This is a genomic window from Micromonospora siamensis (assembly GCF_900090305.1).
Lineage (GTDB): Bacteria > Actinomycetota > Actinomycetes > Mycobacteriales > Micromonosporaceae > Micromonospora > Micromonospora siamensis.
This window is the reverse complement of the sequence record NZ_LT607751.1, coordinates 2,769,860-2,793,125: the sequence shown is the minus strand read 5'-3', so window position 1 is coordinate 2,793,125 and position 23,266 is coordinate 2,769,860. Positions and strand designations below refer to the sequence as shown.

The 23,266-nt window shown below is 74.7% G+C and carries 17 protein-coding genes and 1 pseudogene; 13 read left to right on the top strand and 5 right to left on the bottom strand.

All coding sequences use genetic code 11. From position 1 onward, the window contains the following. Positions 1-273: 273 nt before the first annotated feature. Positions 274-2,763 (bottom strand): DNA gyrase/topoisomerase IV subunit A, encoded by a 2,490-nt coding sequence (locus tag GA0074704_RS12905; RefSeq protein ID WP_088970732.1) that lies wholly within the window; start codon positions 2,761-2,763, stop codon positions 274-276. A 32-nt stretch (positions 2,764-2,795) separates the two neighbouring features. Then, complete coding sequence (locus GA0074704_RS12900) at positions 2,796-4,853, bottom strand: DNA gyrase/topoisomerase IV subunit B (RefSeq protein ID WP_088973646.1); 2,058 nt, start codon at positions 4,851-4,853, stop codon at positions 2,796-2,798. Between the two features lie 339 nt (positions 4,854-5,192). Between GA0074704_RS12900 and GA0074704_RS12895 the strand changes: the two genes are divergently transcribed. Then, the gene (locus GA0074704_RS12895) at positions 5,193-6,449 is read left to right on the top strand and encodes an SGNH/GDSL hydrolase family protein (RefSeq protein ID WP_088973645.1); all 1,257 of its coding nucleotides are present in this window, start codon (positions 5,193-5,195) and stop codon (positions 6,447-6,449) included. 45 nt (positions 6,450-6,494) lie between these two features. Here GA0074704_RS12895 and GA0074704_RS12890 read toward each other — a convergent pair whose 3' ends face one another. Beyond that, complete coding sequence (locus GA0074704_RS12890; RefSeq protein ID WP_088970731.1) at positions 6,495-7,139, bottom strand: class I SAM-dependent methyltransferase; 645 nt, start codon at positions 7,137-7,139, stop codon at positions 6,495-6,497. A 59-nt stretch (positions 7,140-7,198) separates the two neighbouring features. Further along, complete coding sequence (locus GA0074704_RS12885; protein WP_088970730.1) at positions 7,199-7,630, bottom strand: RrF2 family transcriptional regulator; 432 nt, start codon at positions 7,628-7,630, stop codon at positions 7,199-7,201. A 148-nt stretch (positions 7,631-7,778) separates the two neighbouring features. Here GA0074704_RS12885 and GA0074704_RS12880 point away from each other — a divergent pair, with 148 nt between their 5' ends. The 11 genes and pseudogenes from GA0074704_RS12880 to GA0074704_RS12830 all read left to right on the top strand — a co-directional run bounded on the left by GA0074704_RS12880 (position 7,779) and on the right by GA0074704_RS12830 (position 20,546). Beyond that, positions 7,779-8,996 (top strand): globin domain-containing protein, encoded by a 1,218-nt coding sequence (locus tag GA0074704_RS12880; protein ID WP_088970729.1) that lies wholly within the window; start codon positions 7,779-7,781, stop codon positions 8,994-8,996. Between the two features lie 135 nt (positions 8,997-9,131). Next, positions 9,132-10,784, top strand: coding sequence for a carbamoyltransferase family protein (locus GA0074704_RS12875; RefSeq protein ID WP_088970728.1), 1,653 nt, complete (start codon positions 9,132-9,134; stop codon positions 10,782-10,784). After that, complete coding sequence (locus tag GA0074704_RS12870) at positions 10,781-11,794, top strand: glycosyltransferase family 2 protein (protein WP_088970727.1); 1,014 nt, start codon at positions 10,781-10,783, stop codon at positions 11,792-11,794. The genes GA0074704_RS12875 and GA0074704_RS12870 overlap by 4 nt, the downstream gene beginning before the upstream one ends. Then, on the top strand, positions 11,794-13,362 hold the full coding sequence (locus GA0074704_RS12865) for an HAD-IIIA family hydrolase (protein WP_088970726.1): 1,569 nt from the start codon (positions 11,794-11,796) through the stop codon (positions 13,360-13,362). The genes GA0074704_RS12870 and GA0074704_RS12865 overlap by 1 nt, the downstream gene beginning before the upstream one ends. Positions 13,363-13,411: 49 nt before the next feature. Next, positions 13,412-14,398, top strand: coding sequence for a glycosyltransferase (locus tag GA0074704_RS12860; RefSeq protein WP_088970725.1), 987 nt, complete (start codon positions 13,412-13,414; stop codon positions 14,396-14,398). Continuing rightward, entirely contained in the window at positions 14,383-15,600 is a 1,218-nt protein-coding gene (locus GA0074704_RS12855; RefSeq protein WP_088970724.1) for a glycosyltransferase, read from the top strand. Before GA0074704_RS12860 ends, GA0074704_RS12855 begins: the two co-directional genes overlap by 16 nt. Next, positions 15,600-16,328 (top strand): annotated as a pseudogene (locus GA0074704_RS29045) (D-sedoheptulose-7-phosphate isomerase); the annotation flags it as partial. The gene GA0074704_RS12855 and the pseudogene GA0074704_RS29045, both read left to right, overlap by 1 nt. A 176-nt stretch (positions 16,329-16,504) precedes the next feature. After that, positions 16,505-17,917, top strand: coding sequence for a PfkB family carbohydrate kinase (locus GA0074704_RS12845; RefSeq protein ID WP_088970722.1), 1,413 nt, complete (start codon positions 16,505-16,507; stop codon positions 17,915-17,917). 88 nt (positions 17,918-18,005) lie between these two features. After that, the gene (locus GA0074704_RS12840) at positions 18,006-18,689 is read left to right on the top strand and encodes an SDR family oxidoreductase (RefSeq protein WP_088970721.1); all 684 of its coding nucleotides are present in this window, start codon (positions 18,006-18,008) and stop codon (positions 18,687-18,689) included. Beyond that, the gene (locus GA0074704_RS12835) at positions 18,686-19,660 is read left to right on the top strand and encodes a glycosyltransferase family 9 protein (protein ID WP_088970720.1); all 975 of its coding nucleotides are present in this window, start codon (positions 18,686-18,688) and stop codon (positions 19,658-19,660) included. The genes GA0074704_RS12840 and GA0074704_RS12835 overlap by 4 nt, the downstream gene beginning before the upstream one ends. A gap of 22 nt (positions 19,661-19,682) precedes the next feature. After that, positions 19,683-20,546, top strand: a complete 864-nt coding sequence (locus GA0074704_RS12830; protein WP_088970719.1) for an alpha/beta hydrolase family protein — start codon at positions 19,683-19,685, stop codon at positions 20,544-20,546. A 23-nt stretch (positions 20,547-20,569) separates the two neighbouring features. Here the strand turns inward: GA0074704_RS12830 and GA0074704_RS12825 are convergent, their stop codons facing one another. After that, positions 20,570-22,372: a SpoIIE family protein phosphatase gene (locus tag GA0074704_RS12825; protein ID WP_088970718.1), complete on the bottom strand. Its 1,803-nt coding sequence runs from the start codon at positions 22,370-22,372 to the stop codon at positions 20,570-20,572. 223 nt (positions 22,373-22,595) lie between these two features. Between GA0074704_RS12825 and GA0074704_RS12820 the strand changes: the two genes are divergently transcribed. Then, positions 22,596-23,222: a hypothetical protein gene (locus tag GA0074704_RS12820; protein ID WP_088973644.1), complete on the top strand. Its 627-nt coding sequence runs from the start codon at positions 22,596-22,598 to the stop codon at positions 23,220-23,222. The last annotated feature ends 44 nt before the right edge of the window (positions 23,223-23,266 follow it).

The window sequence follows — 23,266 nt, the reverse complement described above, 5'->3', positions numbered from 1 at the left end:
TCAGCGGGGGGTGAACCGGGCGGGCCCTGGGTGCTGCCGGTGCCGGCGCCCGCCCTCTGGGGCGAGCTGAGTCGTCTGTGCTCTCAAGTCTGTAGTCGCCCCGGGCCGGGCTACGCCTCCCCCGACCCCCCGAACCCCGGACCCGGCTTGCCGCACGACGGGCCGACCAGGGAACGGAACGGCACGACCTGCCGCGCGAGGGTTCATCGTGGCGGCAGGCACGCCGAACGGGGGCCGGCGAGAACCGCCGACCCCCGTCACCTGACTGATCCGTCAGTCGCGTTCGATCTGGTGGCCCACCACGGTCGGGCCGAGCATCACGGCGAACCCTGAGCCGTCCCGGCGCGGATCCGCCGGCGGCAGCTCGACCGCGTCGCCGGTCGCCGTCGCGCCGACCGGGCGTGGGCCGATCCAGGCCACCGCCAGGTCCTCCTCGCCCTTGAGGAACCGCTGGGCGCGCACGCCGCCGGTCGCCCGCCCCTTGGCCGGGTACGCCTTGAACGGCGTCACCTTGACCGTGGCCCCGGTGGAGGTGACCACCATCGGCTCCCCGTGACCGGGGTCGTCGGTGCGGACCGCCCCGAACCAGACCACCCGCGCGTCGGTCGGCAGGTTGATGCCGGCCATGCCGCCGCCCTTGACGCCCTGCGGGCGCACCACCGAAGCGGCGAAGCGCAGCAGCGACGCCTCGGACGAGACGAAGGCCAACGACTCCTGGCCGTCGGTGAGCCAGGTCGCGCCGACCACCTCGTCCCCCTCGCGCAGGGATATCACCTCGAACTCGTCCGAACGGACCGGCCACTCCGGCGCGCAGACCTTCACCACCCCCTGGCGGGTGCCGAGCGCCAGACCGGGCGAGCCCTGCGCCGACGGGCCGAGCGGCGCCAGGCCGACCACCGTCTCCCCCGGCTCCAGCGGCGCCAACTCGGCGGCGGACATGCCGCCGCGCAGCGACACCGTTCCGGACTGCTCGGGCAGCACCGGCAACGGCAACACGTCGATCTTGAACGCCCGACCGGCGCTGGTCACCAGCAGCACCCGGCCGCGGGCGGTGGAGTGGACCACGGCGCGTACGGCGTCGTGCTTGACCCGACCACTGCGCCGGCGCCCCTCGGCGGCCTCCTCCGACTCGGCCGCGGTGCGGGCCACCAGGCCGGTCGCGGACAGGATCACCTGGCACGGGTCGTCGGCGACCTCCAGCGGGCCGGCCGGCACCGACGCGGCCAGCACCTCCTTGAGGTCACCGTCGACAAGCGTGGTCCGGCGCGGGGCGCCGAACTGCTTGACCACGGCGGTCAGCTCGTCGGAGACCAGCTTCTTGAGCACCTTCTCGTCGTCCAGGATGGTGGACAGCTCGGCGATCTCGGCGCGCAGCTTCTCCTGCTCGGCCTCCAGCTCCAGCCGGTCGTACTTGGTCAGCCGGCGCAGCGGGGTGTCCAGGATGTAGGTGGCCTGGATCTCGGAGAGCTTGAACTGGCGCATCAGGCCGTCCTTGGCCGCCTGCGCGTCGTCGGCGGCCCGGATCAGCCGGACCACCTTGTCGATGTCGATCAGGGCGATCAGCAGGCCGTCGACCAGGTGCAGCCGCTCCTCCCGCTTGCGCCGGCGGTAGGAGCTGCGCCGGGTGACCACCTCGTACCGGTGGGCCAGGAAGACCTCCAGCAGCGCCTTCAACCCGAGGGTACGAGGCTGGCCGTCCACCAGGACCAGATTGTTGACGCCGAAGGACTGCTCCAGCGGGGTGAGCCGGTAGAGGTCGGCGAGCAGCGCCTGCGGGTTGACCCCGACCTTGCACTCGATGACCAGCCGGGTGCCGTTCTCCCGGTCGGTGAGGTCCTTGACGTCGGCGATCCCGGTGAGCCGCTTGGTCTTGGTGACCTCGTTGGTGATCGCGGCGATGACCTTCTCCGCGCCGACGCCGTACGGCAGCTCGACGACGGTGATCGCCTGCCGGCCCCGGCTGCCCTCCAGCGGGCCGATCTCCACCTTGCCGCGCATCCGCACCACGCCGCGCCCGGTCTCGTACGCCCGGCGCACCTCGTCCAGGCCCAGCAGCACGCCGCCGGTGGGCAGGTCGGGCCCGGGGACGAACTCCATCAGCTTGTCCAGCGTGGCGTCCGGGTGGTTGATCAGCCAGCGGGCGGCGGAGACGACCTCGCCCAGGTTGTGCGGGATCATGTTGGTGGCCATCCCGACCGCGATCCCGGACGCGCCGTTGACCAGCAGGTTGGGAAACGCCGCCGGCAGCACGGTCGGCTGGGTCAGCGATCCGTCGTAGTTCGGCTCCAGGTCGACGGTGTCCTCGCCCAGTTCGCCGACGAGCAGCATCGCCTCCCGGGACATCCGGGCCTCGGTGTAGCGCGCCGCGGCCGGTCCGTCGTCCGGGGAACCGAAGTTGCCGTGCCCGTCGATGAGCGGCGCGTTGAGCGAGAAGTCCTGCGCCAGCCGGACCATCGCGTCGTAGATCGCGGTGTCACCGTGCGGGTGGTAGCGGCCCATCACGTCACCGACGATCCGGGCGGACTTCACGTGGCTGCGGTCGGGGCGGTGGCCCGCCTCGTGCATCGACCACAGGATGCGCCGGTGCACCGGCTTGAGGCCGTCCCGGGCGTCGGGCAGGGCCCGGGAGTGGATGACCGAGAAGGCGTACTCCAGGTAGGAGTCGGACACCTCGGTGACCAGGGGGTTGTCGAAGACGCGGGCCCCGGCCTGGTCGAACGCGGACAGGTCGGCGCGGGCGCGGTCGTCCCTACGGCGTGCCATGGTTCAGCTTTCCCTTCGAAGGAACCCGGTGGTCATGCGTCGATCGCCTCGCGGTCGACCCGGTCGGCCGAGTCGATCAGCCAGTTGCGGCGCGGCTCGACCTTCTCGCCCATCAGCAGTTCGAGGACCCGCTCGGCGGCGTCGACGTCGTCGAGGGTGATCCGGCGGACCGCCCGGGTGGCCGGGTTCATCGTGGTCTCCCACAACTCGTCGGCGTCCATCTCGCCCAGACCCTTGAAGCGCGGGATCGGGGTGACGATCTGCTTGCCGGCCTTCTCCAGCTTGCGGACCGCCGCCTCCATCTCCGCCTGGGTGTAGGTGTAGATGGTCTGCGGGTTGCGCCCCTTCGTGGTGATCTTGTGCAGGGGCGGCATCGCGGCGTAGAGCCGGCCGGCCTCGATCAGCGGCCGCATGTAGCGGGCGAACAAGGTGATCAGCAGGGTCCGGATGTGCGCGCCGTCGACGTCCGCGTCGGCCATGATCAGGACCCGGCCGTAGCGCAGCGCGGAGAGGTCGAAGGTACGCCCCGAGCCGGCCCCGAGGACCTGCACGATCGCCGCGCACTCGGCGTTGTCCAGCACCTGCTGGAGATTGGCCTTCTGCACGTTGAGGATCTTGCCGCGGATCGGGAGAAGCGCCTGATATTCGGCAGAACGGGCAAGTCGCCCTGTCCCGAGGGCGCTGTCCCCCTCCACGATGAACAGCTCGCTCCGGTCGATGCCTGTCGCGCGGCAGTCGACCAGCTTGGCCGGCATCGACGCGCCCTCCAGGGCGGTCTTGCGGCGCGCCGCGTCCTTCTGCTGCTTCTGGGTCAGCCGCACCCGGGCCGCGTCGACGATCTTCTGCAGGACGACCCGCGCCTCGGCCTTGGTCCGGCGGTCCTCCAGCCAGGCCTTGAGGTGCTGCTCCACCTGGGTCTGGATCACCTTGGTGATGCCCGCGGTGGAGAGCTCGTCCTTGGTCTGCGAGGTGAACTGCGGTTCGGGGATCCGCACGTGCACCACCGCGGTCATCCCCTCCAGGACGTCGTCCAGGGTGGGCGCGTCCTCCTTGGGCTTGAGCAGGCCGCGGGTGTTGCGGGCGGCGTCGGCCAGCGTACGGACCAGGGCCCGCTCGAAGCCCTTGCGGTGGGTGCCGCCGTGCGCGTTGCGGATGGTGTTGGTGAAGCACTCGACGGTGCGCTCGTAGCCGGTGCCCCAGCGGAACGCCACCTCCACCTCGGCCCGGCGCTGCACGTTGGACTGCATGACGCCGTTGGCGTCGGCGGCGTTCTCCCGGTAGGTGCCCTCGCCGGTGACCAGCAGCGTCCCGGAGACCGGCCGGTCGCCGGCCGGGGCCAGGAACTCCACCATGTCGGTCAGGCCGTTGGGGAAGTGGAAGGTCTCCCGGGCCGGCTCGTCGGCGGTCTCGTCGCGCAGCAGGTAGGTCACGCCGGGGACGAGGAACGCGGTGTTGCGCATCTTGAGCCGCACGGCGTCGGTGTCCAGCGTGGCGCCGGTCTCGAAGTAGCGGGCGTCGTGCCAGTACCGGATGGAGGTGCCGGTGCGCTGCCCGCGCTTCATCGCGCCGACGATCTGGAGGCCGGGGCCGGGGGTGAAGGGGGCGTCGGGGCCGTCGCCGTCGAAGATCCCGGGCACGCCGTGCCGGAACGACATGCTGTGCACCTTGCCACCGCGGCGCACGGTGACGTCGAAGCGGCGGGCGAGCGCGTTGACCGCGGAGGCGCCGACGCCGTGCAGGCCGCCGGAGGTCTTGTAGCCTGAGCCGCCGAACTTGCCGCCGGCGTGCAGCCGGGTGAGCACCAGCTCGACCCCGGAGATGCCGGACTTGGCGTGCACGTCGGTGGGGATGCCCCGGCCGTCGTCGTCGACCTGGACCGAGCCGTCGGCGTGCAGGATCACCTCGACGCGGGTGGCGTGGCCACCCACCCCCTCGTCGGTGGAGTTGTCGAGGATCTCGTTGACGAGGTGACCCACGCCACGGCTGTCGGTGGAGCCGATGTACATACCGGGGCGCTTGCGGACGGCGTCCAGACCCTCCAGGTGGGTCAGGTCGTCGGCCCCGTACAGGGTCTCAGGCTGTGCGGTCAACTGGTCGTACTCCCAGGTCTCGGCGGTGTGGTGCCGCTCACCGTCTGATCTCACCGTCTTGATCATCACGCGCGGCGCGCCGAGGCGAGCCTAGTCGGACGCCCCGACACAACGGCGAAGGCCCGCGCGACCCGCCGGGCCGGTGGCATCCCGGGCCACCCGAGCGACAACGCGTCGACCGGGCGGCATCTTCCCTCGCCGCCCGGTGACGGTGCCCGGTCCGGGGGTTTCCGACCCGTGACGAACCTGCTGCGAAGTATTGACGACCGTCACAGCAAAGTGGTCTGATCGCGGGCACCGGAGGATCTTTCACATTCAGCTGGCCGGATGGGGGACGTCATGTCCAGGTTCCGTCGTACCGTCCTGAGCACCCTGCTCGCCGTCACGTCCGCCGCCCTGTCCACGGCGGTGGCGCTGCCCGCCCCGGCCGCGGCGGCGCTGCCCACCGCGGCGGTGGCGCTCGGCGACAGCTTCATCAGCGGCGAGGGCGCCGGGGCGTACTCCCCGGTGGTCGACGTCGACGGCGTCGCGCAGTCGTTCCCCGGCTGGTCGGCGCCGAACTCCAACGCGTACTTCTGCCACCGCTCGCCGAACGCCTCGCTGAACCGGGCCGACCTGCCCGGCATCACCGACCGGTTCAACCTGGCCTGCTCCGGCGGCCAGCCCTACGACATCGCCAACGCCTCGGCCACCCGAGCCAACGGCCGGCAGGTGACCGCCCAGCTCGACCAGTTGCGCGCGGTGGCCCGGACCCACGACATCGACCTGGTGCTGGTCGGCCTCGGCTCGAACAACAGCTCCTTCACCTTCGGCAAGGTCGCCGAGGAGTGCGCCAACCGGTTCATCGCGGACGCCTGGACCGGCTGGTGGGAATTCTGGGCCTACCTGGGCGGGCCGGTGGAGCAGGATCCCTGCACCGACGACGACCTGGCCACCGCGGCGCAGATGAGCGCCGCCACCGCCGAGACCACGGCGGCCGTACGCCAGCTGCTGACCACTCTCGACGAGATCGACGCCGACGGGCAGCACCGGGTGGTCTTCCAGGACTACACCGACCCGCTCCCGCCGGAGATCGCCTCGAACTTCTGGACCGAGGACTCCCGGGACGACACCCGGGACAAGTTCCGCGCCCTCGGCGCCGAGCGGTACGCAGCCGGCTGCCCGATCCACCGGGCCAGCCTCGGCACCGGCCAGCGCTTCGCCCAGCGGCTCGGCACCCTGGTCGGCTCGGTACGCGCCACGATGGCCGCCGAGTTCCCCGCCGCCGACCTGGTCTACGTCAACGTGCAGCGGGCCTTCGACGGGGCCCGGCTCTGCGAGCAGTCCGGCAGCCCCACCGGCGCGCTGGCCACCCCGATCCGCTCGATGGACGGCCCGTCAGGCGTCTTCGTGACCAGCCTCGCCGGTTACGACAAGCTGGACATCCAGCGGATCGCCAACACCTGCGGGACGTACTTCCAGACCTGCCAGGAGTCGTGGCACCCGAACGCCGCCGGGCACGGCGTGCTCGCCCGCTGCCTGACCGGCGCGGCCGCGACCAGCGCCCGGACGGTGACCTGCGTACGCGCGCCGGACGGCACGGTCACGGTGAGCTGACCGCGCCCGCCGCCGCCCGCCCGACGGTGGGCGGCGGCGCCGCGCTCAGGGCCGGCGGGCGGTGCCGAGGACGTGCGGCGAGGCGGGGGTGAGTGCGGACCCGGGCGGGAAGCGGAACCGGTCCAGCTCGGTGATCTCGAAGCCGGCCGCGGTGATCGCCGAGACGGTGTCCCGGGCGGTGTGGCAGCCGCCGCAGAACAGCGGCCACAGGGTGGCGTCGACGACCCGCTGGACCCGCCGCAGCCCGCCCGGCGACTCGGCCCGGACGTGCTCGTAGAAGCGCAGCTCGCCGCCGGGGCGCAGCACCCGGTACGCCTCGCGCAGCGCGGCGGCCTGGTCGGGCACCGTGCAGAGCACCAGCGCCGTGACGACCGCGTCGACCGCGCCGTCGGCCAGCGGCAGGGCGTCGGCCACCCCGTCGACCACCGTGACCGGTACCGGGGCGGTGGCGGCGGCCGTCGTGGCGGCGGCCCGCAGCCGCGGTTCCGGCTCGACGGCCAGCACGTCGGTCACCGCCGACGGGTAGTGCGGGAACATCCGGCCGTTGCCGGCGCCCACCTCGACCACCCGGCCGCGCAGGCCGGCGACCAGCCGGCGCCGGTGCTCGGCCACGCCGGCCTGGTCCAGGGAGACGCTGGCCCGTTCGTAGAGCCGGGCGAAGATCGGGTGGGAGACCCGGGTGGGTGGCATCGGCGCTCCGTATCGACGGGGACGCTCAGCCTAACGGTGTCGGCCCGGCGGGCGGCGGCTCAGCGCGCGGCGATCCCGAGGGTCAGCGGCACCGGCCCGACCGGGTCGTCGACCAGGTCGCCGAGGCGTACGCCGTCCAGGACGGCCAGGAACGCCTCCTGGGCCCGGCGCAGCTGGACCCGCAGCCGGCAGCCGGCCCGCAGCGTGCAGCCGGACTCCTCGCAGGCCACCACCTCGTCCTCGCCCTCGAAGGCGCGTACCACCCGGCCCACGGTGATCAGCTCGGCGTCCTCGGCGAAGGCGACGCCACCGGAGCGGCCGCGGATGGTGACCAGCACGCCGATCCGTTGCAGGCGTTGCACCACCTTGGCCACGTGGCTGCGCGGCAGGTCCAGCCGCAGCGCCAGCTCGTCCACGGTGGTCCGGGTGGGCGCGGACGCGGTGAGCATGGCGATCCGCAGGGCCATGTCGGTGGACCGGTTGAGCTTCACGACCCGACCCTAGCCAGACCGCGCGTCGCCGGACAGGGCCCGACGTCCCGTGACCTGCGCAACAGGCGACCCGGGACTTTCGGCCCTGAAGAGGACTCCTGGATTCCTGTTTAAGTGTCGACGGAAGGCAACGCAGAAGGAGGACGCCGTGCTGTCGGAATCGTCGAAGGCCGTGGTGACCGCGACCCTGCCCGTGGTGCAGGAGCACGGCGAGCAGATCACCGGCCGCTTCTACCGGCGGATGTTCGCCGCCCACCCGGAGCTGCTCGACCTGTTCAACCGTGGCAACCAGGCCACCGGGGCGCAGAAGGCGGCGCTGGCCGGGGCCGTCGTGGCGTACGCCGCGCACCTGACCGGGGCGCCGGGCGCGCCCTGGGGGGCGATCCTGGACCGGATCGCGCACAAGCACGCCTCCCTCGGCATCACCGCCACCTCGTACACGATCGTCGGCCGGCACCTGATGGCCGCGATCGGCGAGGTGCTCGGCGAGGCGGTCACGCGAGAGGTCGCCGCCGCCTGGGACGAGGTCTACTGGCTGCTGGCCTGCGAGCTGATCGCCCGGGAGGCCCGGCTCTACACCGAGGCGGGACTCGCCGAGGGCGAGTCGGTCTGGCGGGACTGGCGGGTCGCCGGCGTGACCGCCGAGGCCACCGACGTCGTCTCGCTCACCCTGGTCCCGGCCGACGGCGGCCCGGTCCCCGGCTTCACCCCCGGCCAGTACGTCTCCGTCGCGGTCGACCTCGACGGGGGGCTCGGCCAGCAGATCCGGCAGTACAGCCTCTCCGGACGCCCCGGCGCCGACCACTGGCGGATCACCGTCAAGCGGGTCCGGGGCGAAGGCGGCGCCCCCGACGGCCTGGTCTCCACCTTCCTGCACGAGCGGGTCGCCCCCGGCACCGTGCTACGGCTCAGCCCGCCGTTCGGCGAGGTCAGCGCGGTCACCGGCGACGGGCCACTGGTGCTGGTGAGCGCCGGCATCGGGCTCACCCCGGCGATGGCCGCGCTGGAACACCTGGCCGCCACCGCGCCGCAACGGCCGGTGGTGCTGGCCCACGCCGACCGGGACGGCGCGGCGCACGCCCACCGCGACGAGTTGTCCCGGCTGCACGCCCAGCTGCCCAACCTGCGGTTGAAGCTCTGGTACGAGCGGGCCGGCGTCGACGACCGGCGAACCCCGGGCGCGGAGGTGGCCGACGGCCGGATCGACCCCGACCTGATCCCGCTCTCCCCCGACGCCCACGTGCACCTCTGCGGGCCGCTGCAGTTCATGAACCAGGTCCGCGGCGGCCTGCTGCGCCGGGGCGTTCCGGTGGAGCGGATCGCGTACGAGGTGTTCGGGCCGGGCATGCTGCGCGGCGGGGTCTGACCGTCCGGTGGCGGGGGCGGACCCGTCCCCGCCACCGACACTTCCTCCACAACCGACATATCAGTGCAGGCCAGGACGGTGGCGAGAAGTCAATGATCTCCGGTTAGTTCGGCGAACCGGGGGTAGCAACGTCACATGCGCGTCCTCGGAATCAATGCGATCTTCCACGATCCCGCCGCCGCCGTCGTGGTCGACGGGCGGGTGGTGGCCGCTGCCGAAGAGGAACGGTTCAGCCGCCGCAAGCACGGCAAGCGCCCGGTGCCCTTCTCCGCCTGGGAGCTGCCCGAACTCTCCGCCGCCTGGTGCCTGGACGCCGCGGGCCTGGACGTCGACAGCATCGACGCGGTGGCGTACTCCTTCGACCCGGGGCTGTGCCGCGACGCCGACGACCTGGGCCTGGCCGACCCGTGGGACTGGTTGCGGGTCGACTACGCCCGGCGGGCGCCGCAGTTCCTGGCCGCCGCCCTGCCCGGCCTCGACCCGGACAAGGTCCACTTCGTACCGCACCACGTGGCGCACGCCGCCTCGGCCGGGCTGGCCGCACCGCCCGGGGGTGACGACACCGCCGTGCTGGTCCTCGACGGGCGCGGCGAGGTGGCCAGCCACCTGGCCGGGGTCTACCGCGACGGACAGTTGTCGTCGCTGCACTCCCAGGAGCTGCCCCACTCGCTGGGCCTGCTCTACGAGGACCTGACCCGGCACCTGGGGTTCATGCACTCCAGCGACGAGTACAAGGTGATGGCCCTGGCCTCGTACGGCCGGCCGAAGCACCTCGGGCTGCTGCGCGAGCTGGTCACCGTCACCGGTGAGGGCGGCTTCGGAGTCGACCGGATCGACTGGGCGAGCCTGGCCAAGACGGTCCCGGCCGGCGGTGAGCTGACCGAGGAGCACGCCGACCTCGCCGCCAGCGTGCAGGCCCGGCTGGAGGAGGTCATCCTCGACCTGTCCCGCTGGCTGTACGACGCCGCCGGCGGCCCGTCGACGCTGGCGATGGCCGGCGGGGTGGCGTTGAACTGCGTGGCCAACGCGCGGATCGCCGCCGAGGGGCCGTACCGGGACGTCTGGGTGCAGCCGGCGGCCGGTGACTCCGGCACGGCGCTGGGCGCCGCCCTGCACATCGCCGGTGGGCTCGGTGACCGGTCGGTCCCGATGGCCGGGGCGGACCTGGGCCGGGGCTGGTCGGACGGGGAGCTGGAGGCGGAGCTGCGCCGGGCCGCGCTGCCGTACACCCGGCCGGAGTCGATCGCCGCGGAGGCGGCCCGCGTGCTCGCCGACAACGGCATCGTCGCCTGGTACCAGGGGCGCAGCGAGTACGGCCCGCGGGCGCTCGGCCACCGGTCGCTGCTGGCCCACCCGGGCGACCCGGAGACCACCGGCCGGATGAACGACGTCAAGGGGCGCGAGCAGTTCCGCCCGATCGCCCCGATGGTCCGCGCGGAACGCTTCGCCGACATCTTCGACGGGGTGTACCCGAGCCGCTACATGCTCTTCGTGCACCAGGTCAAGCCGCGGTGGCGGGACCGGATCCCGGCCGTCACCCACGTCGACGGCACCGCTCGGGTGCAGACCGTGCACACCGACACCGAACCGCTGGTCGCCGAGCTGCTCGCCGAGTTCGAGCGGCGTACCGGCCTGCCGGTGGTGGTGAACACCTCGCTGAACACCGCCGGCCGGCCGATGGTCGACACCCCCCGGGAGGCGATGGAGCTGTTCGGCTCCGCACCGGTGGACCTGCTCGCCCTCGGCCCGTTCGCGGTGCACCGCCGGTCGCTGGCCGGTGACCGGTGATCAGCGTGGTGGTGCCGACGCTCGGCCGGCCCAGCCTGGCCGTGCTGCTCGACGCGCTCGCCGGTCAGCTCGCCGCACTGCCCGAGGTGGAGGTGCTGCTGGTCGACGACCGGGGTGGGCACGAGGGCGGCGAGCTGGCGGTGCCGGGTGCGCTGGCCGCGTACACGAAGGTGCTGACCGGGCGGGGCGCGGGCCCGGCGGCGGCCCGCAACCTGGGCTGGGCGGCGGCCCGCGGCTCGTGGGTGGTCTTCCTCGACGACGACGTGGTGCCGGCGCCGGACTGGGCGCGGCGGCTGACCGACGACCTGGCCGTGCCGGCGGGTGTCGGCGGCGTGCAGGGCGTGGTCGAGGTGCCGCTGCCCACCGACCGGCGCCCCACCGACTGGGAACGCGGCACCGCCGGGCTCGCCGACGGCGCCTGGATCACCGCCGACATGGCCTACCGCCGGACGGCGCTGGCCGCCGTGGGCGGCTTCGACGAGCGCTTCCCGCGCGCCTACCGGGAGGACGCCGAGCTGGCCCACCGGGTCCGCGCGGCCGGCTTCGCGCTGCGCCGGGGCCGGCGGCGGGTGACCCATCCGGTCCGTCCGGAGGGGCGCTGGATCAGCCTGCGCACCCAGCGCGGCAACGCCGACGACGCGCTGCTGCGCCGGCTCTACGGGCCGCGCTGGCGCGCCGACCTGGAGCTGCCGCCGGGCCGTCGGCCCCGGCACGTGGCCGTCGCGGCGGCCGGCGCGGTGGCGCTGGCCGCCGCCGGGCTGCGCGCGGCCACCGGCCGCCGGTGGCCGGCCGTCACGGCGGCCGTCGCCGGGGCGGCCTGGGCGGCGGGCACCGCGGAGTTCGCCCGCGCCCGGATCGCGCCCGGCCCGCGCACCGCCGACGAGGTCGCCACCATGCTGGTGACCAGCGCGCTGATCCCGCCGCTGGCGGTGGCGCACTGGGTACGCGGCTGGCGGCGGGCCCGCGCCGTCGGCGCCGGTGACGTGGCCCGGCCGGGGACGGTGGGCTGATGTCGACGTCCCCGCTGTACGACGCGGTGCTGCTGGACCGGGACGGCACACTGGTCGAGGACGTGCCCTACAACGGTGACCCGGAGAAGGTCCGCCCGCTGCCCGGGGTGCGGGAGGCGCTGGACCGGCTGCGCGCCGCCGGCCTGCGGCTCGGGGTGGTGACCAACCAGTCGGGGCTGGCCCGGGGGTACTTCACCGCCGGGCAGATGCACGCCGTGCACGCCCGGATCGAGGAGCTGCTCGGGCCGTTCGACGACTGGCAGGTCTGCCCGCACGACGACGAGGACCGCTGCTCCTGCCGCAAACCGGCCCCCGGGATGGTGTACGCCGCCGCCCGGGCGCTGCGCACCGATCCGCGCCGCTGTGTGCTGGTCGGCGACATCGGCCGGGACGTGACGGCCGCGCTGGCCGCCGGGGCCACCGGGGTGCTGGTGCCGACGCCGGTGACCCGGCCCGAGGAGATAGCCGCCGCGCCGCACGTGGCCCGGGACCTGCCCGCCGCCGTCGAGGAGATCCTGCGCCGCCAGAACGCCGTCCGCCCGACGACCCCGCGCGCCGAACCCACCGGCACCGTCCTGGTGGTCCGCAGCGACTCCGCCGGAGACGTCCTGGTCACCGGACCCGCCATCCGCGCCGTCGCCGCCGGCGCCCACCGCGTCGTCCTGCTCTGCGGGCCCCGCGGCCGCGCCGCCGCCGAACTGCTGCCCGGCATCGACGAGATCATCGAATGGCCACTGCCCTGGATCGACGGCGACCCCGAGCCCGTCGACCCGGCGGACATGAGTCGCCTCACCGAGCGCCTCGCGCAGGTCGACGCCGACGAGGCGATCATCTTCACCAGCTTCCACCAGTCGCCTCTCCCGCTGGCCCTGCTGCTGCGGGTCGCCGGAGCGCCGAGGATCAGCGCGGTCAGCGACGACTACCCGGGCAGCCTGCTCGACGTCCGCCACCGCGTCCCGGTCGGCGTGCCGGAACCGGAACGCGCGCTGTCCCTGGCCGCCGCGGCCGGCTTCGCCCTACCTCACCACGACGAGCCGATGCTGCGGCTGCGCGACGACGCGGTGGCCGGTGGAGACGGCGGCGACTACGTGGTGGTGCACCCCGGGGCGTCGGTGCCGGCCCGGGCCTGCCCGCCGCAGCGGTGCGCCGACATCGTCGCCGCGCTGACCGCCGCCGCGCACCGGGTGCTGGTCACCGGCGGCCCCGGCGAGCGGGAGCTGACGGCCAGGGTCGCCGCGGCCGGTGGCGAGGACTTCGGCGGCCGGACCGACCTCGCCGGGCTGGCCGGGATCATCGCCGGGGCGCGCTGCCTGGTGGTCGGCAACACCGGCCCCGCCCACCTCGCCGCCGCCGTCGGCACCCCGGTGGTCAGCCTCTTCGCCCCCACCGTCCCGTACGGACAGTGGGGCCCCTACCGGGTGCCGGCGATCCGGCTCGGCGACGCCGGGGCGCCCTGCCGGGACACCCGGGCGGCCCGCTGCCCGGTGCCCGACCATCCCTGCCTGGCCGGCGTCGACCCCGGTCAGGTGGTCGCCGCCGTCGGGCTGCTCGCGCCGCCCCCGGGCTGAGCCGCACCCGCCCCTCGTCCCGACCGACCGCCCTCGTGTGAGGAGAGACATGAACGTCCTGCTCTGGCACGTGCACGGCTCCTGGACGACGTCCTTCGTGCACGGCCGGCACCGCTACCTGGTGCCGGTCACCCCCGACCGGGGCCCGTACGGGCTGGGCCGGGCCCGCACCTACCCCTGGCCCGGGAACGCCGTCGAGGTGACCCCGCAGGACCTGGCCGGCGCCGACGTGGACCTGGTCATCCTGCAACGCCCCGACGAGCTGGAACTGGCCGAGCAGTGGCTCGGCCGGCGGCCCGGCCGGGACGTGCCGGCGATCTACGTCGAGCACAACACCCCCAAGGGCGACGTGCCGAACACCCGGCACCCGATGGCCGACCGCGACGACCTGCTGCTGGTCCACGTCACCCACTTCAACGAGCTGTTCTGGGACAACGGCGGGACCCGCACCGCCGTCGTCGAGCACGGCATCGTGCCGCCCGCGGTCGAGTGGACCGGCGAGCTGGACCGGCTCGCCGTGGTCACCAACGAGCCGGTCCGCCGCTGGCGGGTCACCGGCACCGACCTGATGCCCCGGTTCGCGCAGGTCGCCCCGCTGGACGTCTTCGGCATGGGGGTGGCCGGGCTGCCGGCTGCCCTCGCCGCCCGCGGCGGCCCCACCGCCCACCCGGTGACCGGGTACGACGACCTGCCGCAGGACGGGATGCATGAGGAGGTGGCCCGCCGGCGGGCGTACCTGCACCTGTGCCGGTGGACCTCGCTCGGGCTGAGCCTGATCGAGGCCATGTCCATCGGCATGCCGGTGGTCGCGCTGGCCACCACCGAGGCGGTGGACGCCGTACCGCCCGACGCCGGGGTGCTCTCCACCCGCGTCGACACCCTGATCGAGGCCGCCCGATGGCTCGCCACCGACCGGGACGCGGCGCACCGGCTCGGCGCCCGCGGGCGCGAGGTGGCGAAGGAACGCTTCGGGCTGGATCGGTTCCTGGCCGACTGGGAAAGGCTGATGGAGGAGGAGACATGCGCATCGCGATGATTTCGGAGCACGCCAGCCCACTCGCCGTCCTCGGCGAGGAGGACGCCGGCGGTCAGAACACGCACGTGGCGGAGCTCGCCGCCGCGCTGGCCGGGGAGGGACACGACGTGCGGGTCTACACCCGCCGCGACTCCCCCTCCGTGCCGGAGCAGGTGGCCAGCCCCGACGGTTACCAGGTGCACCACGTGCCGGCCGGTCCCGCCCAGCGGGTGCCGAAGGACGACCTGCTGCCGTACATGGCCGAGTTCGGCGGGTGGCTGGCCGACCGGTGGGGACACGGCGACTGGACCCCGCAGGTGGCGCACGCCCACTTCTGGATGAGCGGGCTGGCCACCGTGCACGCCGCCCGGCGTACCGGGGTGCCGGTGGTGCTGACGTACCACGCGCTGGGCAGCGTGAAGCGGCGGCACCAGGGTGCCCGGGACACCAGCCCGCCGGGCCGGATCGGCTACGAGCGGGCCCTCGGCCGGGCCGTCGACCGGGTCGTCGTGCAGTGCGAGGACGAGGTCGCCGAGCTGGTCCGGATGGGCGTGCCCCGCTCCCGGATGGCGCTGGTCCCGTCCGGGGTCAACCAGCAGGTGTTCCGCCCCGACGGGCCGGTCGCGCCGCGTGACCCGGCCCGCCCGCGGATCCTGACGGTCGGCCGGATGGTGGAGCGCAAGGGCTTCCTGGAGGTGGTCCGGGCGATGCCGGCGGTGCCGGAGGCGGAGTGTGTGGTGGTCGGCGGCCCGCCGGCCGAGCTGCTGGCCGCCGACTCGTTCGCCCGCCGGCTGCGCGCCCTGGCCGAGTCGTGCGGGGTGGCCGACCGGGTGAAGCTGGTCGGCGCGGTGCCCCGCGAGGAGATGGGCGCCTGGTACCGGTCGGCGGACGTGCTGGTCGCCGCCCCCTGGTACGAGCCGTTCGGCCTCACCCCGCTGGAGGCGATGGCCTGTGGGGTGCCGGTCGTCGGGACCAACGTGGGCGGGATCGCCGACACGGTGGTCGACGGCCTGACCGGTGACCTGGTGCCGCCGCGCGACCCGCGCACCCTGGGCACGACCATCCGCCGGCTGCTCACCGACAACGTGCGCCGGTTCGCGTACGCCACGGCGGCGCTGGACCGGATCCGCAGCCGGTACTCGTGGAGGCGCTGCGCCGAGCAGCTCGGTGCGGTCTACGCGTCGGTGGGCGCGCTGAGCCGGCCGACCCCGGCGGTGGCCTGATGACCAGCACGCTCTCCACGCTGGACAGCCACCTCTCCGGGCTGGCCGCCGCGCTGCTGCCGTACCGGCAGGTGGCCGAGCGGCTGGCCGGTTGGGGCACGGAGCTGGCCTGGACGCTGGCCCGGGGCGGGCGGTTGCTGGTGGCCGGCAACGGCGGCAGCGCCGCCGAGGCCCAACACCTCACCGCCGAACTCGTCGGCAAACTCCGCCACGACCGCGAACCACTCTCCGCCATCGCCCTGCACGCCGAAACCAGCGCCATGACCGCCATCGGCAACGACTACGGCTACGACGAGGTCTTCGCCCGCCAGGTCCGCGCCCACGGCCGACCCGACGACATCCTCCTGCTCCTGTCCACCAGCGGCACCAGCCCCAACCTGCTCACCGCGGCCCGGGCCGGCCGGGACACGGGCCTGCGTACCTGGGCCTTCACCGGCCCGGCGCCCAACCCGCTGGCCGATCTCTGCGACGACGTGCTGGCGGTGCCGTCGGCGGACAGCCAGGTGGTGCAGGAGCTGCACCTGGTCTCCTCCCACCTGCTCTGCGAGTACGTGGACCAGGCGTTGCCGCTGGTCCGCAGCCTGCCGGGGCTGGCCGCACCGGCGCCGCGTACCGTCGCCCCCGCCGTCGGGAAGCCGGCGGGGCGGGACGGAACCGGTTGGGACGAGCACGTGCTCGCCGGCGTGGTCGGCGCTCGGGCCGGCCGGCCGGTCAACGGCCACGGACGCCGCACCGGCGGCGCCGGTCCGGACGGGATGGGCCCGCACGCTCACGGCCCGGACGGTGCCGGCCACAACGGGCACGGCCCGGACGGCGCGGGCCCGCAGGGCGGGGCGAACGGCCGGGTCGTCAACGGCCACGGGCGCAACGGCCACGGTCCGACCGGCACCGGTTGGGTGGAGTCGTGACCGGGCCGCTGGTGGTGGTCGGTGACGCGCTGCTGGACCGGGACGTCACCGGCGCGGTCAGCCGGGTCTGCCCGGACGCCCCGGTCCCCGTGCTCGACGAGCGGCACGCCACCGACCGGCCGGGCGGCGCCGGGCTGGCCGCGCTGCTCGCCGCCGCGCAGCACACCGAGGTGGCGCTGGTGACCGCGCTGGCCGACGACGCCGGTGGGGCCCGCCTGGCGGAGCTGCTGGCCCAGGCCGGGGTCAAGGTCTATCCGCTGCACCTGCCCGGCGCGACCGCCGAGAAGATCCGGCTGCGCTCCGGCGGGCAGACCCTGCTGCGGCTGGACCGGGGCGGCGACCCGCAGTCCCCCGGCGAGCCGCCGGAGGCGGTGCTGGAGCTGCTGGCCCGGGCCCGGGCCGTGCTGGTCAGCGACTACGGCCGCGGGCTGCTGCGCCAGCCCACCCTGCGCACCGCGTTGGCCGGGACGTCCGCCCCGGTCGTCTGGGATCCGCACCCGCGCGGCCCGGCCGCGGTGCCGGGCGCCCGGCTGACCACCCCGAACCTCGGCGAGCTGCGTCAGCTCACCGGGGACGCCGGGGGCGGCTCGGCGTTGTCCACGGCCACCCGCGCCGGTCACGAGCTGCGCCACCGCTGGCGGGCGGGCGCGGTGGCGGTGACCATGGGCGCCGACGGCGCGGTGCTCTGCCACGGCGGCCCCACCCCGCTGGTCGTACCGCCGGCGGAGCAGTTGGAGCACGTCGAGGACACCTGCGGCGCCGGTGACCGGTTCGCGGCCACCGCCGCGCTGGCGCTGGGCGACGGCGCGTCGACCGCGGAGGCGGTCGGCGCGGCGGTCGAGGCGGCGTCGGCGTACGTGGCCGCGGGTGGGGCGGCGGGCCTGCACCGGGAGCGGGAAGGGGCCGCCCGGCCGGTCGCTGCCGGCACCGCCGAGGAGCTGGTGGCGAGGGTACGCGCCGACGGCGGCACCGTCGTCGCCACCGGCGGCTGCTTCGACATCCTGCACGCCGGGCACCTGGCCACCCTCAGGGCGGCCCGCCGACTCGGCGACTGCCTGGTGGTCTGCCTCAACTCCGACCGCAGCGTACGCGGCCTGAAGGGCCCGGAGCGCCCGGTCAACCCGCAGGCCGACCGGGCGCGGCTGCTGGGTGCCCTGGACTGCGTGGACGCGGTGGTGGTCTTCGACCAGCCCACCCCGCACCAGGTGCTGGCCCGGCTGCGGCCCGACGTCTGGGTCAAGGGTGGTGACTACGCCGGGGAGGACGCCCCGGAGCTGCCCGAGGCGGAGTTGATCCACCGCTGGGGCGGACGGGTAGTCACGGTCCCCTACCTGACCGGCCGGTCCACCACCGGCACCATCACCGCCGCGCGCCAGCGCGGCCTGCACCTCGTCAAGGGAGCGGTATGAGCGAGCGTCAGCGAGTGAATCATCGACACAGTGCGGCGGTGCCTCATGGCGGCACGCAGCGAAGCGGAGTGCCGGCATGAGCAGGGACATGAATGATCGCACCATTCTGGTGACCGGTGGGTCGAGTGGGCTGGGCGCGGCGGTGGTGGCCGCGGTGGCCAGGGCCGGCGGGCGGCCGTTGGTGCTGGACCGGCGGGCGCCGGCCGACGGGGTGCCGTGGGTGGAGTGCGACCTGGCGGACGCCCGGGCCGCCGAGGAGGCCACCCGGCAGCTCGCCGAACGCTCGGGCGGGTTGGACGGGGTGGTGACCGCCGCCGGCATGGACGTCCCGGGGAAGCTGACCGACGTGGAGGGGGCCACCTGGGACCGGATCGTCGCGATCAACCTGCTCGGTACGGCCGCGGTGGTCCGGGCGGCGGTGCCCTACCTGGAGCGTTCGCACGGCACGGTGGTGACGGTGGCCTCGACGTTGGGCGTCAAGGCGGTCAGCGACGCCACCGCGTACTGCGCGGCGAAGTTCGGGGTGGTCGGCTTCACCCGCGCCCTCGCCGCCGAACTCGCCGGCACCGTCGGCGTCACCCTGCTGATCCCCGGCGGCATGCGGACCGCCTTCTTCGACGACCGGGACGAGCAGTACAAGCCCGGACCGGACGCGATCCTCAACGATCCGGCCGACACGGCCGCGGCGATCATGTTCGCGCTGTCCCAGCCGGCCGGCTGCGCGGTGCGGGAGATGGTGGTCTGCGCCGAGCAGGAGTCGTCGTACCCGTGATCCTCGTCCTGCGGGCGCTCGGCGTCGGGGACCTCGCCACCGGGGTCCCCGCGCTGCGCGCCCTGCACGCCGCGTACCCGGAACAGGAGTTGGCCCTCATCGCCCCCGCCTGGCTCGACCCCCTGATCGACCTGGTCGGCGGCATCGACCGGCGCGTGCACGCCGACGGCCTCGGACCCCTGCCCCGGACCGGGCCGGCACCGGAGATCGCGGTCAACCTGCACGGCAGGGGCCCGCAGTCCCACCGGATGCTCGCCACCACCCGCCCCGACCGGATGCTCGCCTTCGCCAGCGCCGAAGCCGGACACCAGGACGGGCCGGTCTGGTACGCCGAGGAGCACGAGGTGGACCGCTGGTGCCGGCTGCTCGCCTGGTACGGCATCCCCGCCGACCGCACCGACCTGGCGTTACGCCGGCCGGACCCGGCCGGGCTGCCCACCGGCGTGACCATCGTGCACCCGGGGGCGAAGGCGGCCCAGCGCCGCTGGCCGGTCGACCGGTTCGCGGCGCTGGCCCGGGAGCTCACCGAGCGGGGACACCGGGTGGTGGTCACCGGGTCCGCCGCCGAACGGCCGGTCGCCGCGGAGCTGGCCCGCCGGGCCGGGCTGCCCGAATCAGCCGTGCTCGCCGGCCGCACCGACGTCGGCGAGCTGGCCGCCCTGGTCGCCCACGGCCGGCTGGTGGTCAGCGGCGACACCGGCATCGGGCACCTGGCCACCGCGTACGAGTGCCCCTCGGTCCTGCTCTTCGGCCCGGTCTCCCCCGCGCAGTGGGGGCCGCCACCGGACCGGCCCCGGCACCAGGCGCTCTGGGTGGGTCCACGACCGCCGGCCGCCGACGGCGGCGTGCACCCGGCGCTCGCCGCGCTGGACGTGCCGACGGTGCTGGCCGCGGTGGAGCGGGTCGACCGGGCGACGGGGTACCGGCCGGTCGCGCCGCGGCGGCCCGACCCCGTGGCTACCCACGGGTAGCTTCCGGTTCTAGGCTGGACCGGTGAACGGGGAACCGGAATACCAGCAGGAGTTCGTCGACGTCGACGGGGCGCGGATCGGCGTCCAGCGTTATCCGGAGCCCGACGGCGTCGTCGGCGCACCGGTCGTGGTGATCTGGCCGGCGATGGGGGTCCGGGCCCGCTACTACCGGCCGTTCGCGGCGGCGCTGCGCGCGGCCGGACTGGCGGTGGTCGTCGCCGACCTGCGCGGCACCGGCGCGAGCACCCCCCGCCCCGGCCGCGCCTGCCGGTACGGCTACGCCGAACTGGCCGCCGACGTCGGCGCGGTGCTCGACGCGCTCAAGCCCACCCTGGACGGGCGGACCACCCTGCTGCTCGGCCACTCGCTCGGCGGGCAGGCCGCCCTGCTGCACCTCGCCCTGCGCGGCGGCGCGGGTGTGGACGGGCTCGCCCTGGTGGCGGTCGGCATCCCGTACTGGCGGCACTACCCGGGCGTACGCGGCTGGGCGGTGCTGCCGTACACCCAGGGAATCGCGGCGGTGGCCGCGGCGCTGCGGGTCTGGCCGGGCTGGGGTTTCGGTGGACGGCAGGCCCGTGGGGTGATCCGCGACTGGGCGCACACCGCGCGCACCGGGCGGTTCCCCCGGCTGGACGGGGTGGACGCGGAGGCGGCGGTGGCAGGTGTACGCACGCCGGTGCTGGCGGTCAGCGTCGACGACGACCAGTACACCCCGCACCCCACAATGGACGCCCTCTGCGCGAAGCTGACCGCCGCTCCGGTGACCCGGGACCGGTACACCGTCGCCGAGGCGGGCGCGCCGCTGGACCACTTCACCTGGGTCCGCGCCGCCGGTCCGGTGGCCGCCCGGGTGGCAGCGTTCGCGGCGACCCTGCCGGCCCGCTGACGGCTGGCGGGGCAGGCCGGCGGTCAGCCGGTGACCCGGACCGCCAGCAGGGCGATGTCGTCGCTCGGCGCGTCGGCCAGTTCGGCCAGCAGGGCGTCGCAGAACTCCTCCACCGGCAGGTGGTGCAGGCGGGCGGCGGCCGCACGCAGGCGCTCCAGCCCTTCGTCCAGCACCTCGTGCCGGCGCTCCACCAGCCCGTCGGTGTAGAGCACCAGCGTGCTGCCCGGGTCGAGCAGCAGGTGGTGGTCGCGGCGCGAGCGGCCGATCCCCAGCCCCACCATCGGGTCCACCGGCCGGCTCAGCAGCCGGGCGGCACCGTCCGGGCCGATCAGCAACGGCGGTGGGTGGCCGGCGTTGCACCAGACCAGCCGGGCCCGCTCCGGGTCGCCGCCGGCCTGGCCGGGCGCCCAGAGATGGGCCAGCACCGTCGAGGCGAGCGCATCGACCTTCAGACCGGTCTGCACCCGTTCCAGCGCGGCCAGGATCGCGGCGGGCGGCGCCGCCATCAGGTACGCGACACCGCGCAGCGTGTTGCGGATCTGCGCCATCGCGGCCAGCGCCCGCTGGTCGTGCCCGGTCACGTCACCGATCACCAGGGTGGCGGCCCCGTCCGAGGCCGGGAAGGCGTCGTACCAGTCCCCGCCGACCTGTTCATGCTCGGCGGCCGGGTGGTAGCGGACCGCCACGGCCAGGCCCGCCATCGGCGGCGGCTCGGTGAGCAGGCTTCGTTGCAGGGTCTCGGAGGTGCGCCGCTGGGCCTGGTGGACCCGGATCCGGTCCAGGGTCTGCGCGCACTGCGCCGCGAACGCGCCCAGCAGCTCCACCTCCCGGGTCCGGAACGGCGCGTCGTCGCGCCAGCCCACGGTCAGCGAGCCGAGCCGTCGGTCACCGACCCGCAGCGGTAGCGCGACCCACCGCCGCAGCCCGGTGTCGGAGAGCACGTCGGCCATCTCGTCGGACCAGGCCAGGGCCGTGGCGCGGTCGGGCAGCAGGACGACCTCGTCGCGCTGGGCCGCTACACAGGCCGGCAGCGGCCCGTCCAGCGGAAGGTCGGCGTACCGCTCCCGGGTGTGTCCGCCCAGGCTGTCGGTCAGCGTCAGCCGGAGCCGGTCCTGGTCCCGGACGGCCACCGCTCCCCCGTCGGCGCCCAGCGCGGCCAGTCCGTGGTCGATCACCACCTCGGCCAGCCCGGCCACGGTCTCGCAGCCGGCGAGCTGGCCCGCCAGCTCCACCAGCGTGGTCAGCTGCCGGGTGGCACGGCCCTCCGACTCCAGCGCCGCGCGCAGCTCCCGGGCCCGGGCGTACAGGTCGAGCTCGGCCTCTTCCATCCGCCGGCGGAAGTCCTCGCCCCGGGCCCGGTGGGCGCGGCTGCGTTCCCGCTCCCGGACGAAGTCGGTCGCGTCCTCCACCCGGTGCACGAGCAGCAGAGTGCGCCCCGCGTCGTCGCGTACCGGCACGTTCATCGGGCTCCAGTACCGGGTGAGGAAACCACCGGCGCCGTCGGGGATGTCGTAGCGCTGCAACGCCATCGTGTCGGCCCGGCCGCTGTCCCGGGCCCGGATCAGGGAGGCCCGCAGGTTCGGCACCCCGGTCGGGTCGGAGCTGTCCGGGTTGCCGGGGAACACGTCGAAGAGGTACCGGCCGAGCAGCTCCGCGCGGGTGCGTCCGGTCGCCCGAAGGTACGCGTCGTTCACCTCGACGATGGTCAGGTCGGGGGTGAGCACCAGGTACGGCGTGGGGGTCGACCGGAACAGCCGGGCATGGTCGACCACGGACGTGCCGTCCGGCCCGTCCACCGCCCCGCCCATGCCGCTCCTGTCGATCATCGCCGCCGATGATGCCCCGCCGGGCCACCGGCGAACCCCCCGGGTACGCCGGGTGTGGCGCGTTCGTCCCCTCCCCCGCCTACCCGCCGGCCGAAGGAGAAGTCCTGCCGCACCCCCGCCGGATCAGGACGGACGCCGCAGCCGGGAGCCGTCCGGGCCGAGGCGAGTAGCACCGCGATCGGTGGGTATGCCGCTGCGCCCGAACACGGTTGAGGGGGAACAGATGTCCGAACGGCACACCGCTTTGCGCTCCATGCACGATCTGGGCCTGGCGGCCTGGTTCGGTGGCTCGCTGATGGGGGCGCTGGGCGTCAACGGGGCGGCGGCACAGATCAGCGACTCGACCCAGCGACTTCCGGTCGCCTCGGCGGGCTGGTCCCGGTGGACACCGGTGAACGCGGCGGCGATCGGCGCCCATCTGGCCGGCGCGGTCGGCGAGCTGGCCACCGAGAGCCCGCGGGTGATGACCCAGCGCGGGGTGGCCAAGATGAGCGCGGTGAAGACGGCGCTGACCGTCGGCGCGCTGGCCGTCACCGGCTACAGCAGGCTGCTCGGGATGAAGTTGGAGAAGGCGGGCAACCCGTCCGTCGAGGGGACCACCGAGCCCAACTACCAGACGCCGTCGGACGTGGCGGCGCAGCAGCGGCAGATGAAGTTGCTGCAGTGGACGATCCCCGCGCTGACCGGCGCGTTGGTCGTGGTGACCGCGTACATGAGCGAGCAGCAGAAGCCGGGCCAGGTCCTGCGGGGCGTGCTGGGTCGGGCCGGCGGGATGCTGAGCGCCCCGAAGACGGCCGGCAAGGTCGCCGCGATGGCCGCGGTCAAGCGCCGGATGGCGATGTCGCACTGAGGCGTGGCACCTGATCGCCGACGGGCGCGGAGACGACCAGTGAG

Bases quoted from the DNA above. Each gene is read 5' to 3' on its own strand.
- GA0074704_RS12905 (WP_088970732.1), bottom strand. From the start codon at position 2,763: ATGGCACGCCGTAGGGACGACCGCGCCCGCGCCGACCTGTCCGCGTTC.
- GA0074704_RS12895 (WP_088973645.1), top strand. From the start codon at position 5,193: ATGTCCAGGTTCCGTCGTACCGTCCTGAGCACCCTGCTCGCCGTCACG.
- GA0074704_RS12890 (WP_088970731.1), bottom strand. From the start codon at position 7,139: ATGCCACCCACCCGGGTCTCCCACCCGATCTTCGCCCGGCTCTACGAA.
- GA0074704_RS12875 (WP_088970728.1), top strand. From the start codon at position 9,132: ATGCGCGTCCTCGGAATCAATGCGATCTTCCACGATCCCGCCGCCGCC.
- GA0074704_RS12865 (WP_088970726.1), top strand. From the start codon at position 11,794: ATGTCGACGTCCCCGCTGTACGACGCGGTGCTGCTGGACCGGGACGGC.
- GA0074704_RS12860 (WP_088970725.1), top strand. From the start codon at position 13,412: ATGAACGTCCTGCTCTGGCACGTGCACGGCTCCTGGACGACGTCCTTC.
- GA0074704_RS12855 (WP_088970724.1), top strand. From the start codon at position 14,383: ATGCGCATCGCGATGATTTCGGAGCACGCCAGCCCACTCGCCGTCCTC.
- GA0074704_RS12840 (WP_088970721.1), top strand. From the start codon at position 18,006: ATGAATGATCGCACCATTCTGGTGACCGGTGGGTCGAGTGGGCTGGGC.
- GA0074704_RS12825 (WP_088970718.1), bottom strand. From the start codon at position 22,372: ATGATCGACAGGAGCGGCATGGGCGGGGCGGTGGACGGGCCGGACGGC.
- GA0074704_RS12820 (WP_088973644.1), top strand. From the start codon at position 22,596: ATGTCCGAACGGCACACCGCTTTGCGCTCCATGCACGATCTGGGCCTG.